The sequence below is a fragment of the Oscillospiraceae bacterium genome (assembly GCA_031265355.1).
GTDB lineage: Bacteria > Bacillota > Clostridia > Oscillospirales > UBA929 > JAIRTA01.
On the sequence record JAISCT010000015.1, the window covers coordinates 1 to 11,539 of the forward strand.

15 protein-coding genes are annotated in these 11,539 nt (G+C 50.3%); 12 read left to right on the top strand and 3 right to left on the bottom strand.

The features are described from left to right. The 12 genes from LBK75_01730 to LBK75_01785 all read left to right on the top strand — a co-directional run. A partial coding sequence (locus LBK75_01730; GenBank protein ID MDR1157016.1) for a DUF1524 domain-containing protein occupies window positions 1-861 on the top strand: 861 nt, incomplete at its 5' end. A 20-nt stretch (window positions 862-881) separates the two neighbouring features. Continuing rightward, entirely contained in the window at window positions 882-2,249 is a 1,368-nt protein-coding gene (locus LBK75_01735; GenBank protein MDR1157017.1) for a hypothetical protein, read from the top strand. A 214-nt stretch (window positions 2,250-2,463) separates the two neighbouring features. Next, window positions 2,464-2,661 (top strand): hypothetical protein, encoded by a 198-nt coding sequence (locus LBK75_01740; GenBank protein ID MDR1157018.1) that lies wholly within the window; start codon window positions 2,464-2,466, stop codon window positions 2,659-2,661. Next, window positions 2,658-3,008 carry a DUF4180 domain-containing protein gene (locus tag LBK75_01745; GenBank protein MDR1157019.1) on the top strand — a complete coding sequence of 117 codons (351 nt, stop codon included), beginning with the start codon at window positions 2,658-2,660 and terminating at the stop codon, window positions 3,006-3,008. Before LBK75_01740 ends, LBK75_01745 begins: the two co-directional genes overlap by 4 nt. Window positions 3,009-3,012: 4 nt before the next feature. Continuing rightward, window positions 3,013-3,543 (top strand): DUF1697 domain-containing protein, encoded by a 531-nt coding sequence (locus LBK75_01750; GenBank protein ID MDR1157020.1) that lies wholly within the window; start codon window positions 3,013-3,015, stop codon window positions 3,541-3,543. After that, on the top strand, window positions 3,540-4,100 hold the full coding sequence (locus LBK75_01755) for a hypothetical protein (GenBank protein MDR1157021.1): 561 nt from the start codon (window positions 3,540-3,542) through the stop codon (window positions 4,098-4,100). The genes LBK75_01750 and LBK75_01755 overlap by 4 nt, the downstream gene beginning before the upstream one ends. Before the next feature lie 142 nt (window positions 4,101-4,242). Further along, on the top strand, window positions 4,243-4,494 hold the full coding sequence (locus tag LBK75_01760; GenBank protein ID MDR1157022.1) for a helix-hairpin-helix domain-containing protein: 252 nt from the start codon (window positions 4,243-4,245) through the stop codon (window positions 4,492-4,494). An 88-nt stretch (window positions 4,495-4,582) separates the two neighbouring features. Next, window positions 4,583-5,023 carry a helix-turn-helix domain-containing protein gene (locus LBK75_01765; GenBank protein ID MDR1157023.1) on the top strand — a complete coding sequence of 147 codons (441 nt, stop codon included), beginning with the start codon at window positions 4,583-4,585 and terminating at the stop codon, window positions 5,021-5,023. A 46-nt stretch (window positions 5,024-5,069) separates the two neighbouring features. Beyond that, the gene (locus LBK75_01770) at window positions 5,070-5,444 is read left to right on the top strand and encodes a transposase (protein ID MDR1157024.1); all 375 of its coding nucleotides are present in this window, start codon (window positions 5,070-5,072) and stop codon (window positions 5,442-5,444) included. Window positions 5,445-5,507: 63 nt separating this feature from the next. Further along, a complete protein-coding gene (locus LBK75_01775; GenBank protein ID MDR1157025.1) occupies window positions 5,508-6,245 on the top strand; it encodes an SGNH/GDSL hydrolase family protein in 738 nt (245 codons plus the stop codon). A gap of 310 nt (window positions 6,246-6,555) precedes the next feature. Beyond that, window positions 6,556-7,086 carry a GNAT family N-acetyltransferase gene (locus LBK75_01780; protein ID MDR1157026.1) on the top strand — a complete coding sequence of 177 codons (531 nt, stop codon included), beginning with the start codon at window positions 6,556-6,558 and terminating at the stop codon, window positions 7,084-7,086. Beyond that, entirely contained in the window at window positions 7,083-7,256 is a 174-nt protein-coding gene (locus LBK75_01785) for a hypothetical protein (protein MDR1157027.1), read from the top strand. Before LBK75_01780 ends, LBK75_01785 begins: the two co-directional genes overlap by 4 nt. A 152-nt stretch (window positions 7,257-7,408) precedes the next feature. Here the strand turns inward: LBK75_01785 and LBK75_01790 are convergent, their stop codons facing one another. From LBK75_01790 to LBK75_01800, 3 genes are all read right to left on the bottom strand, one after another. After that, window positions 7,409-9,880, bottom strand: coding sequence for an S-layer homology domain-containing protein (locus LBK75_01790; protein ID MDR1157028.1), 2,472 nt, complete (start codon window positions 9,878-9,880; stop codon window positions 7,409-7,411). A 15-nt stretch (window positions 9,881-9,895) separates the two neighbouring features. Continuing rightward, window positions 9,896-10,039, bottom strand: coding sequence for a hypothetical protein (locus LBK75_01795; GenBank protein ID MDR1157029.1), 144 nt, complete (start codon window positions 10,037-10,039; stop codon window positions 9,896-9,898). 135 nt (window positions 10,040-10,174) lie between these two features. After that, a complete protein-coding gene (locus tag LBK75_01800; GenBank protein ID MDR1157030.1) occupies window positions 10,175-11,509 on the bottom strand; it encodes a hypothetical protein in 1,335 nt (444 codons plus the stop codon). Window positions 11,510-11,539: the final 30 nt, after the last annotated feature.

Sequence of the window (11,539 nt, forward strand, 5' to 3'; positions counted from 1 at the left end):
GAATCCTATAAAGAGTTCCCGAACGACAGGCGTTTCCTCGACACCTTTCTGACGAGGGACATCTACCACATGAACCGCTGCGGCTATATACTTGGGCGGCTTGAAAACTGGGACAACAAGTCGGTGGTCATTCTGGACAACCTGACCATTGAACACATCATCCCGCAGAACCCACACCTCTCCGCCGACTGGGTATCAGCCCTCGGCAACGACTGGGAGGAGATTCAAAAGAAGTACCTGCATACCATCGGCAATCTGACGCTGACGGCGTACAACTCCGAGATGAGCGACTCACCGTTTGCCGATAAGCTGACGATGGATGGCGGCTTCCAGCAGAGCGCGCTCCGCTTGAATAAGTACGTTGTCACACAGACCACTTGGAGAGAGCCGCAAGTCAATGAGCGTGCCACCCAGCTTGGCGAAGTGGCAAAAAAGGCGTGGCCATACCCCACGCTCACGAAAGCCGAACTCGCCCCGTACCGCAAACAGGACGATGCCGTGCCGGAGTACACCCTTGAAAGCTATCAGTACCTGAACGCCTTCAACCGTATGCTCTTTGAGAAGCTGAACACCCGAATTCTCAACCTCGGTACCTATGTAAAGCGGGAGTTCAAGAAGCTGTACATCGCTTATAAAGCCGACACCAACTTTGTGGATGTCACTATCCAGAATTCGCGGCTCCGCTTGGCAATCAATATGAAGTTCACCGATGTCATCGACTCGAAAGGCATCTGTAAGGACACCACGGGTGTCGGTAGATGGGGTAACGGTGATGTCGAGGTCGGATTGGGCAGTTTGGATGGGCTTGACGACGTGATGGCGATTATAGAGCAGGCGTTCAGGCTGCAGGATGTGGAGTAAAGCTACTGGGGGAACTTAAGATGGATGGATTTGTTTTAGCGATAATCATAATAGCTATGGCGCTTGTACTTGTTGCTGTGGGCATTTGCTTTTTTATACGAAAAAAATGCCGAGGGGCTATCGAGAATGCAGATGAGGTTGAGCCGACAGAAATGGTGTCGGTTATCAATATGCCGATACACGTCCAATCATCTACCAATATGCTGGCTTTGGTCGAGAAAATCGAGATAGCCAATCGGTTAGGGCAAAGCCTTATGTTGTCGAGCGTTGATTCATCAACTGCCCTCAGCACACGAAAGTTCCAAGAAATCACAGCGCGTGGCACAGCCATTGGTGCAATCCTCGTGCAAGGGGCTATGCCCGCTCTGGCACATGCACAAACCCTCGCCCAAATCGCACAGGCCGCTCCCAATGGGTTATTCACGGTCACTGCTCCGCTAACTGAGTTGATGAGGTACAGTGACGGCACCGTCGGCTCGATTGTTATGAAGGGCGAGAAAATAGCGAACCACTCCGGCTTTCAGCAAGTAGCCCTGTCCGTCGCAAACCCTGCTGCTGTCGTTGGCGCCGGGATGCAAGCGATGGCTATGATTTCCGGCCAGTATTATATGGACAAAATATCAAATCAGCTGGATGGGATTGAACACGGCATTGAGCGGCTGATAGGCTTTCATCATGACGAGAACATCGGCAAACTCCGAAGCATTGAAAATCGTATGAGAGAAATCATCGGCAAGAAACACGTCGATGAAACCGACATCATCGCCTTACAGTCTGGCATCCGAGAAGCCGACAGCGTTTTGATGGAGTATTCCCCCCGACTTGAGCGCCTGAGTAAAACAGGCGAAATCACCGAAGTTCAAGTCCGCGCACTCTGGTCTCGGCTGTCGGCGGCAAAGGAACTGAAAAACCTAAGAGCTAACACAGAGGAACACGAGTTGTATTACTCGTTTCAGATTTGCCTGTTCGCAAGCAAACTGATGCTCGCAAGCAAGAAGGCTGAGTTCGCAACAAGGATGAAAATTGGGGAAACCGAAAAGGCGATGGAAGCCTTCGAGTCGTTCAATACGATGTATCGACAGTCCTTTTTGAGCAACGCCTCGGATTTCCTTTCGGTTCTATACAAGCCGATTAATGCCAAGGCAGAATCCTTGGTGAAAAGGCAATGGTTCGAATCCAAGAAGGCAAAAGGTGAACTGGAATCAATAGAGGCGGAAAAAGCTGACTTGCAAGGGTATATCGGCATCTTTGTTGATGACGGCTCCGATGAGGAAATGATGCGCAGTTTCACAGATGACAGCGAAATCCTGTACCTTCCCTCTGGCGATGGGTTTGAGCAGCGAGTGTTCATATCCGTAAAAGATGAAGGTGAGGACGAGGAAGTATGATCCGCCAAGATCTCATCGACTTTTGCCTGACGTTCTCCGCCGCCTACGAGGACTACCCGTTTGATGAATGCCCTGACCGACGCGATGGACGAGTTGGAGATTATGCGACTCCTGAACCTCGAACTCGACCGCTATACATTGGCGCGAATCGGGTAATTCTGCGGTTGATTTTTGCTGTTATCATCCATGGGCATTAAAGGCGGTGAAGACAAGGATGAGTAAAGGCGTGAGCCAATACACGAAATCGGAACTCGAAGAAGCAAAGGCTTCGCTTGCATCGACCCTCCACAAGTGCGAGAAGATTCAGGAGGGCGGCAAGCTGCAATCCTCGCAGAAAACCCTGAACGACAGACGGGTGAACGCCCTGCGGGTTGCGCTGGCTTTGATTGAGCAGGAAATGGAAGACTTATGACCACGAAAACAATCGGTGATCTCGCCGTTATCCATAGCGACACGCCGCTCATCACCGATGCACAATCCGCGCTTGACCTGATTGCGTCCGTCGGCTTCGAGTATGACGTCACAAAAATCGCAATCAACAAAGCTGCCATTAGCGAGGACTTCTATAGGTTGTCCACAGGCTTGGCGGGCCAGGTCGTGCAGAAGTTCGTCAACTACGGCTATCGGCTTGCAATCATAGGCAACTTTTCGGGATATACGAGCAAGCCGCTCCGCGACTACATTTACGAGTGCAACAACGGCAGGCACCTTAACTTCGTGGCAGACGAGGATGAAGCGGTTCGGAAGTTGGGGGGATAGAGGTATGGCAACCTACTGTGCATTTTTAAGAGGCGTGAATATCGGTGACAAGACGATGAAAATGGCCGAAGCCTGCGATGTGCTGAAAGCGGCGGGGCTTACGGGTGTTTTATCGGTGCTGGCTACGGGCAACCTGATATTTCAGTCCGACAAACCTCAGAGCGAGTTGCGGGGCTTACTTGAACAAGTTCTCACCAACCACTATAAGGACAGCGTAAGCCTGTTCGTGAAAAGTAAAGATGAGATATCGGCGTATCTATCTTCCGTGCCGTTTGAGGACAGCGCCGACCTTCATATCTATGCTTTTGTGTGTGAGACAGGATTTGAAAACACCCTGCTTGAAGAGTTCGGAAAGATAACTCCTACCGAGGGGGAAGCCGCTGAAATCAGCAACGGTCTGTTTTACTGGCAGTGCCGCAAAGGGGCCACACTTGATTCAGGGTTCTCAAAAATCCTCGGACGCAAGAACATGAAGGATAAGTTCACCAGCCGAAACATCGACACGATAGCGAAAGTGGAGGCAAAGATGAAATGATGGCTGACCTGCGTGGTGTGAAGTCTGGAGATGCTTTTGTGGCTCTATTGGAAAGCAAAATAGCCGCCGTGTTCACAGGCGACTACTTCGATATTTCCTTGCCAAATAATCTGGCGAACTCCGCGCCGCGCAACCCCTCGTGGTTCGGCTACTGCGCCGCCCTCAATGTCCTCGATTCAAGGGTGCTGTTCTCGACATTGCACACGAGAGAGTTGTTCAGCCCGACCGCTGACGGCACGAAGTCCGCATTGGAACGGCACCATCTGTTCCCGAAGGCGTACCTTGCGCGAATCGGCATAACGGACGACCGCGACCGCAACCAGACGGCGAACTTTGCCTTCATCGAGTGGAGTGACAACATAGAGATACTCGACACCAGCCCCGCCGAGTATATGAAAGACCAGCTTGCCAAAATCCCCGCAGGCGAGAAGGACGGCATATACACCGACCACGCACTGCCCGACGGCTGGGAGCATATGGAGTATGCCAACTTCTTGACAAAACGGCGTGTTCTGATGGCAAAGGTCATCAAGCATGGATATGAACGGTTGAGATGAGGTGCGGGGTTACAATCCGCGACAAGCGGTTTATCGAAGACCGCGAGCTGTCTCATAGGGTGATTGAGGAACTTGAAAAGGTTGTTCCTGTGTACAAACCTAAACCTAAAAAGAAGAAACCATCGAAGTCGGAGGAACATCTATGAAATCAGAACTAACAAAAATCCCCGGTATCGGGACAAACATGGCAGAACATCTGATTCGAGCAGGCTATCCAACAATTGAGAGCCTGAAAGGGCAAAGCCCTGACGAAATTTACGCTGCCGACTGCATTGCCCAAGGTATGCCAGTGGACAGATGCGCTTTGTACTGCTATCGGTTTGCGGTGTATTACGCAGACCACAACGGGCAGTTATCAGAGGGAAAAGCCAACTGGTGGGATTGGAAGGATTGAACCTTTTATACTGGAGTGCGGAAACATTTGCCATAAATAGGAGGACATGGTATAATAGGGTAAGAGTTTCACAGGAGGCGATTACTCTATGGACGGAAGGCATACTGCGAAACGAGGAAGACCCGCAAAGCCCGTTTCAAACCCCAGCATGATCACGAAAGCTGTGATCCAATTTCTGCAGACGAGTATGAGCGAGACGGTGGCAAAAAGGATTGCAGGTTTGATACTTATCGCCGCCGGCATTTCGAACGACCGCATCGTCGAACTAACCGGGCTGAGCGATCGAAGCATCTGGACACTCAAGAAAGCCGTAAATGGTGGCGACATAGACAGTCTCTTTACGACAGGGCGTGGCGGCGGCAGGCCCGGGAAAGCAAAGGGCATCGAGAGCGCCATCGCCGAGGAAGTGGAGAAAAACAACTATCACAGTCGCCAGCAGGTCGCAGACATGATATTTGAGAAATTTGGCATCAGGATGTCTGTTTCTGCAGTTGGGAAGCTTCTAAAAAAAACGGCATCAGGCGATTGAAAAGCGGCTCGATGCCCGCAAAAGCGAACGCTGCGGTTCAACGGGGATACTACGACACCATTTTACATCCACTGATGTCAAAGGCAAAGGCGAACAAGCTGACGTTACTGTTCCTGGATGGCTCTCACTTCGTCATGGGCTGCGACTTTCTTGGATATCGCCGTACAGCCCAAATCTGAACCTTATAGAGCGTCTGTGGAAACATGTCAAGAGTAGATTGCGTTCTAAATACTACGACCAGTTCGATGATTTCAAGGAAACTATAGATGCTATTATTGAAGACACAAGCAAGAGGAGCAAGAAGCTTATCGACAAACTCACTGGTAACTCAGCCCAGATATTTGATACGCTCGTCCCCATCAACGAAAACTCTTTCGTTGTCGATAGTGTCAGCAAGGACAAGACGGAAAATGTTGCTTAATTACTGCAAATATTTTCGCTCGTTAGTATAATAACTATATTGTGCGCTTATCGGGAGGTCAGCATGATGAGTAAGCTTTGCCTTTTCGGTGATTCGATTTCCAAAGGCGTTGTTATCGACGAACTGCGGGAACGGTATACGGTAACGAAGCATTGCTTTGCCAATATTCTGTCGTCTGGCAGCGCGAACCTTGAGCTGATAAATTTCTCCATGCTCGGTTGCACCGTTGGAAAAGGGCAGAGCATGATCGACAGACATATCAGAGCCGTCGAGGATTCCGAGCTGCTGGTGCTGGAATACGGCGGAAACGACAGCGACCATAATTGGAAAGAAATCGCTGCCAATCCCGCCGGCGAGCATTTGCCCAAAACCCCTGTCGCCGAATTCGACCGCATCTACCGGGGTATCCTGGACAAGTTGAACGCGATGGGGAAGCGGATTGCCATGCTCAACCTTCCGCCGATAGACGAGCGCAAGTATTTCGGCTGGTTCAGCAGAGGTCTGGACAGGGAGCGGATATTGCGCTGGCTTGGCGGTAATGTGACATATATATATAGATTCCATGAACTCTATAATGTCGCGGTATGCAACATAGCGGCAGAGCGCGGCGTTTCGCTGATTGATATCAGGACGGCCTTTCTGGAAAAGCGCAATTACAGCGACTTTCTCTGCGACGACGGGATCCATCCCAATGAGAAAGGGCACCAGCTCATCGCGGAAGCGATTGCCAAAGCAATACCCGATCTCGACAACCGGATATTTGGCAGACTTACTATGGCGAATCCCGCTCGATCAACTTGACAATCATCCGATAGTGTCGAAAGGCACATTCGGATCAGCAGCAAACCGCCGACTCGATATTGCTGTACGCTTTCGGCTTCCCGACCTTTGTGGTGGATGCCTACACCGTCCGGTTCTGCGGTCGGTACCCGATTGAGACGGGTAAGGATTACGCCGTTGTTAAGGCATACTTCGAGGGGAACTTGCCGAAGAGCGCGGAGGTCTACAACGGCTTCCACGCGCAGATCGTGATAAACGCAAAGGAGCATTGCCGGAAGAAGCCATTGTGCGACGGCTGTCCGCTCGGTGGGACTTGCGAGAGGTGCGAGATATGAAAGATGTTATCACGACCACAAGACTGATTCTGCGCGAGATGTCGATGGATGACCTGCCCGCCATGCGGGCAATCGTACAAGACGAGCAGACGATGTACGCTTGGGGACACGCTTGGAGCGAAGAAGAGACCGTGGCGGGGCTTGAAAAGCAACTCCGCGCCTATCAGGAGGATGGCTACGGACGCTGGGCGGTCGTGCTGAAGGAAACCGGTGCCGTGATTGGAATGTGCGGTTTGCTGTGGTGGGAAACAGATAAGGATAGAGTCCCCGAAATCGGCTACCTTTTCAACCGCGCCCACTGGCACAAGGGGTACGCCGCGGAAGCCGCGATTGCCTGTAAAAAGTATGCCTTTGATGTTTTGGGGTTCGGCGAGGTATTCTCCCTTGTCAGAGATACCAACTATCCGTCGATGAATGTGGCAATCCGCTCGGGTATGCTCATTCGCGGGCGATACACAAAACACTATCGTGACGAGGATATGCCGCATTATATCTTCAGCGTGAGGAAAAGCGAGGATGCCATATGACCCGCCAAGACCTCATCGACTTCTGCCTGACGTTCCCTGTCGCCTACGAAGACTACCCGTTTAACGATATCGCCGACCCCGGCGCGTGGCAGGTCTGTCGGCACAGGGAAAACAAGAAGTCCTTCGCGCTGATTTACGAGCGGAACGGCAAGCTGTGCGTCTGTTTATGAATCGAATTCGCCGATCAATGTGCAGGTTTTAAAATCAACGCGAAAGACGAGTATAACACTAGGCCAAGCGCCGCATCCTTGTGGTGAGGATGCGGCGCTTGATCAAAGTGCTCGCCGAACCTGAATCCGGATCCGCTGTACCTACAGTATGCTCAGTCCTCTTTTGCCAACGCCGATGTAAACCGTTCGAGCATCGCCGCCGCCTCGGCGCGGGTCGAATTGCCTTTCGGATCGAATTTGTCTCCGCTTTTGCCATTGATGATGCCTGCGGCATAGAGCGCTTTGACCGCGTCAAGTGCATAACTTGATATATCGGATTCATCGTTGAATTTTGCGTATTCGTGCATCGCCAACAACTCAAAGCCGTGTGTCTCCGCGAAACGATGAAGCAGTACTGTAAGGTCCTGGCGTGTGACGTTGTCGTTCGGCGCAAAGGTAACCGCGCTTTTGCCGTTCACAATGCCGAGCCCAGCCGCCCATGCGACTGCGTCGGCGTAGTAAGCGTTCGCGTTGACATCTTCAAACGGCGAGGCAGTAGTGACTTTTGGTTTGCCCATCAGCCGATACAAAATCTCGACGAACATGGCACGATTGAGGGATGTATCTGGTGAGAATCTGTTATTTCCAGTGCCGTTCATGAGTCCATATGTACTTGCAAAATCGATGTTTTTGGCGTACCAAACGCTGGCTGGGACATCGATAAACCCGGGAATCTCAACGACAACATAACCAAACGGAGCATCTTTGTCAGCTTTGATCTTAACGCCCTCTTTGATCGTAAGTACAAGTCCGTTCTCCAGTGCGACATGCGCGCCGCTGGCACCGATTGTGATGATGCTGTTTTCATCGATTGTGGAACTGCCAGGTACTGTGACAGTTGCGTTTTTACCAGTGATTTCGGTTGGGAGAGTGGGGAGTTCAGGTTTTTTGTCCGGAGCAACGGTGCCGCCACCACCTCCTGCTCCGGGACTATTACTACCTGATGGGTTTGTCACCGTCAAGGTGCCGTTTGTATATGTCACATCATAATTTTGTGGGCAGGACAGTTCACCTGGAGTGATCAATATCAGATAGGTCCCGGCAACGTTCGCGTTTGCAGTCGGTGAGCTGACACTATATGGTATTGTCCACGAATCGGTGCCCAATAAGGCCGATGGCGTCTGTGTCGCCGTGAATGCCGGCAGTGCCGAACCGCTTGTGATGGATTTATCATCAGCTTTCACGGTGAGCGGCGCTTTGCTGATGTTGAAGAAGACCGTTTGCGGCTGATAGACATTCTCGTCGTCCGCTGTTTTGCTGAGCGTCAACGCGTAGTATCCTGCCTGAATCGGAGCTTCTCCGTCCTGCCATGTGAGCGTGTATCCTCCATTATTGACATAGGTGACAGCTCTGGAATCATATCGCTTATCCAGTGCAATCTCTTCGTTGATTTCAACGATTGTCTTTTCGGTGACCGTGACCGTGATGGCCACTGTAAGATCATTGTAATTCATGTGTTTGAGTGTAACACTAGCTATGCCGCTGGTCGACAGATTCAATGTCAGCGTCGTCTGAAGATCGCCTGCCACAGTTGTATACGTCCAACCCTGTGGTACTGGTAAAATGTTCGCAAGTGTGAATGTCTTGCTTTCATTTGCATGTATATAAACCGTCGCCGCCGCCGGTATGGGTGTATAATCTGCCTTTGCGATGGTATAGCTGCCGAGCAACAGTGTCGCTGCCATATAGTTTGCGCCTTCTGTGACGACCGCTCTCACGGCATATATACCGGCATCTCTGGGTGATATTTCGCTGTCGTCATATTCGACGGTGAGCGCGCCGAAGCCGGTGACGGTACTTTTCGCAGTAAGATCTCCAATTCCCTGTACAAGGCCTGTATAGATATGATCTGTCGGGATGGCAAAGTTCAGATCGTCGACCGACGGTAGTTTTTTGTTGACTGTCAGCGTATAGGATACGGTATCCTCCGCCCACTTGCCCGGGACTGACGCCGCTGTCGCGGTGATTACCACGATTCCCGCGCCGACGACTTGCACCTCGCCGGTAGCAGTGTTCACAGTTGCGACATTTGAGTCTGAACTCGTATAAGAGATCGCGCCGCGCGTCCCGATGCCACCATTGATAACATCGTTATCGCTGGCTGTGTGCGTCGCGACATTTGTAAAATTGGTGTCGCCGTATGTTTTTGTCACACTGGCATCGGTAAATGCCATAGGTTGCAGGTCGTCTTCGACGATGGTCAAAGTTGCTGTTTTATAGTGGACATCGGTGTATTGTACATAAGGTCTTAGTGGATAGAAAGTCGGCAGTTCGCCGGGTACCGGTGCGAGGTGTATATAGGCATTATACCGTATATAAGTGACCAAGTAAACGCCGACATCTGTCGGGGGTATCGTGCTCTCTTCGTAGAGAGTGCCATCTTTCCCCTCATACAACGTAAATTCCTCAAAGGAAGAAGTGTATTCATCTTGACTTGGCGGCAGCGTGCCAATAAAAGAGCCTGTAAAGTCTATAGAGCTGCCTGTAAAGTGTACAGTAGCGGACTCTAAAGAAAGCTCATTTGACTCTGGACGTAGAGCTTCATACCAAGAATAACCTATCAGAGTATACCAACGCGCATACACATCGTCATGAGCCCATCACCAGGGGGGGCTGAAGGCATATTCATCTGCGTTATCTATAAAACTTGCCCACGCGGCCGGAGCTGTTACAAACAGCATGAGAGCTGCGAGCAGAAGCGCAATCATGCGACGCCCCATTTTAGAATCCTTCTTACGTTCCATTCGTTTCTATCTCCTTTAATACTTCGGATTTTACAGTTTGGCTGATTTTTGCCAGTGGCTGCTCTTGTTCAATCGCGTTGTCACGAATGAGTTTGATCTGTGAGAGATACTCATCCCGTCGAGGAGATCGCCATATCATGCTTTTGGCCCAGGCGTAAGCATCCTCGTGATATGGGGCGTGATTGTATGACAATACAGCATTTTCGGCGGCCATGTCATATTGACCATCTGAAAATTTTCTTCTGCAATTTGCCGATAGTACTCCGTTTTGGTGATTCCAATCCTGCTAAAGAGAGGTATCAGCAGAATGAGAAGAACTACAGCGGCACCGCTCACTCGAATCGTGCGGATCTTCCGCAAAAAAATACGTTCCTGTGGTAATAGTTGGGCCACCAGTATGCCCAATAATGTTGTGACAGATAGGAAAGAGAGCGAAAAGTCAAATAAGGCGTGAAAAAGAATCATGACTACCGCTATTCTCGTCTGTGGAAGTTGAGCATCATTTGCTCGCTGGGCGTTTTTTGTTTGAAAAGCATATTTAGCATCCTTTCTGTGATTCATTTCTTTCTTCTGATTTGCGGCAAAAAGAAAAATTAACACAAAAACCGCGGCGAGAGCCAGGAATCCTGCATCCGTTGCAATAGCGGCAAAGCCACTGTGCATTACATTGGCGGTATAGAAAGCCGTTTGTCTCTCAAATACTTCATATTTCCAAGCCCCAGGACCGATGCCTATAGGATTTGCCGCGGCTGTTTTCATCGCATCTGTAATCTGCATAAGTCTATCGAGATATGTCGACACAGGACGCAGTCCAAAAGAAAGAAAACCGACAACTGCCACAGCCGGGAGTGCCGCAGATATCATCCAAAACACCTTTCGTTTGCGGAGAAATGCATACAGATACCATCCCAAAATATATACGCTCAAAGCGCCGACGGATTGCGTCAAGACGATTGCGATATCCAATATAAAAGCAATTCGTTTTCCCCATTTGTCACTTCCGGTATGCATTAAGAACGCACAAATCACCAGGTAAAGCGCATATGCGTTTGCATATTGAAATGTACCGCTCAAACGCCAATCTTTAACAAATACAGTTTCACTTATCAATCCCATTGCATGCACGGAAAATGCGATTATGCCAACAGTGGCGGCCACAGCTCCTGAGATCATAATGGCCTCGCGACAATCGGTGTGTGTTTGATAGCACAACCATATCCAAATAAAAATTGACAGCAATTTTATGGTTGTTACAATATATTCCACCTTGCATCCGTGTACAATTGTTGACAGACAGTAAAGCGCGATACAGATCATGAAGGGGATCGTGAACCAAGGAGGCGGTACGACGCGAATTTTGATTGCAAAACATGTCGCGCATACCAGGGCAAACAGGATCCATACCGGATCTGGTATGCCGCCCTGCCAGAGCACGAGTATTGTCATCACTACGGTAAATACTCTTTTCATCTGTCCTCGGCCGTCCCCTCCGGCATACGC

Excerpts from the sequence above, each read along its gene's own strand:
- LBK75_01745 (MDR1157019.1), top strand. The coding sequence starts at position 2,658 with ATGACCACGAAAACAATCGGTGATCTCGCCGTTATCCATAGCGACACG.
- LBK75_01740 (MDR1157018.1), top strand. The coding sequence starts at position 2,464 with ATGAGTAAAGGCGTGAGCCAATACACGAAATCGGAACTCGAAGAAGCA.
- LBK75_01775 (MDR1157025.1), top strand. The coding sequence starts at position 5,508 with ATGATGAGTAAGCTTTGCCTTTTCGGTGATTCGATTTCCAAAGGCGTT.
- LBK75_01735 (MDR1157017.1), top strand. The coding sequence starts at position 882 with ATGGATGGATTTGTTTTAGCGATAATCATAATAGCTATGGCGCTTGTA.
- LBK75_01795 (MDR1157029.1), bottom strand. The coding sequence starts at position 10,039 with ATGGAACGTAAGAAGGATTCTAAAATGGGGCGTCGCATGATTGCGCTT.
- LBK75_01800 (MDR1157030.1), bottom strand. The coding sequence starts at position 11,509 with ATGAAAAGAGTATTTACCGTAGTGATGACAATACTCGTGCTCTGGCAG.
- LBK75_01750 (MDR1157020.1), top strand. The coding sequence starts at position 3,013 with ATGGCAACCTACTGTGCATTTTTAAGAGGCGTGAATATCGGTGACAAG.
- LBK75_01765 (MDR1157023.1), top strand. The coding sequence starts at position 4,583 with ATGGACGGAAGGCATACTGCGAAACGAGGAAGACCCGCAAAGCCCGTT.
- LBK75_01755 (MDR1157021.1), top strand. The coding sequence starts at position 3,540 with ATGATGGCTGACCTGCGTGGTGTGAAGTCTGGAGATGCTTTTGTGGCT.
- LBK75_01760 (MDR1157022.1), top strand. The coding sequence starts at position 4,243 with ATGAAATCAGAACTAACAAAAATCCCCGGTATCGGGACAAACATGGCA.
- LBK75_01785 (MDR1157027.1), top strand. The coding sequence starts at position 7,083 with ATGACCCGCCAAGACCTCATCGACTTCTGCCTGACGTTCCCTGTCGCC.
- LBK75_01780 (MDR1157026.1), top strand. The coding sequence starts at position 6,556 with ATGAAAGATGTTATCACGACCACAAGACTGATTCTGCGCGAGATGTCG.